The sequence below is a fragment of the Arthrobacter sp. Hiyo1 genome (genome assembly GCF_001263615.2).
GTDB lineage: Bacteria > Actinomycetota > Actinomycetes > Actinomycetales > Micrococcaceae > Arthrobacter.
Map to the genome: position 1 here is coordinate 42783 of NZ_DF952470.1, position 905 is coordinate 43687.

Sequence of the window (905 nt, forward strand, 5' to 3'; positions counted from 1 at the left end):
CCCAGAACGCCGTGCGCGCCATCCCGCTCGGCCAGAACTCCGGGCAGCGGCTGCTGCGCAAAGCGCACGACGACGTCGCTGCCGCCGTCGAACATGTCCGGCACCTCAGCTGGGACGACTTCGGAGCCGTCAGCCCTGGCCTGGAAATTTCGCAGATGCGGCACGAATGGCAACGTGCGCGCATGTTCATGAGCTAGAACCATAGGAGGACACATGTCTGAACCCATCAAGATCGGCATCGGCGGACCGGTAGGTGCCGGCAAAACGCAGCTCGTTGAGCGCCTGACCCGCCACATGAGCCGGGAAATCTCCATGGCCGCCATCACCAACGACATCTACACGATCGAAGACGCCAAAATCCTCGCGGCCAACGGCATCCTGCCCGAAGACCGCATCATCGGCGTCGAAACCGGCGGCTGCCCGCACACCGCCATCCGCGAAGACACCTCCATGAACACGGCGGCCATCGAGGAACTCAAGAGACGCCACCCCGACCTGCAGGTCATCTTCGTCGAATCCGGCGGCGACAACCTCTCCGCCACGTTCAGCCCAGAACTCGTGGACTTCTCGATCTACATCATCGACGTCGCCCAGGGCGAGAAAATCCCCCGCAAAGCCGGCCAAGGCATGATCAAGTCGGACCTGTTCATCATCAACAAGACCGACCTCGCCCCATTCGTCGGCGCAGACCTGTCCGTCATGGAACGGGACTCCAAGGAATTCCGCGGCGACAAGCCCTTCTGCTTCACCAACCTGAAGACCGACGAAGGGCTGGACAAGGTCATCGCATGGATGCGGCACGATGTCCTGATGCTCGACCTGGCGTCATGAGCACGACGGCGACGGCGGCTGAGGCGCTGGACCCGCTTGCTGGCGCTGCTTGCGGCGCTTCGCCGGATATAGAG

The 905-nt window shown here is 62.8% G+C and carries 2 protein-coding genes; both read left to right on the forward strand.

The annotated features are described in order from the left end of the window. Positions 1-197 (forward strand): urease accessory protein UreF (locus tag AHiyo1_RS09155; protein ID WP_445286204.1); only part of this gene is annotated, 197 nt, incomplete at its 5' end. 16 nt (positions 198-213) lie between these two features. Then, positions 214-831: an urease accessory protein UreG gene (ureG, locus tag AHiyo1_RS09160; protein ID WP_059388359.1), complete on the forward strand. Its 618-nt coding sequence runs from the start codon at positions 214-216 to the stop codon at positions 829-831. Positions 832-905 lie beyond the last annotated feature (74 nt).

Coding starts and splice junctions, on each gene's coding strand:
- ureG (WP_059388359.1), top strand. CDS start 214: ATGTCTGAACCCATCAAGATCGGCATCGGCGGACCGGTAGGTGCCGGC.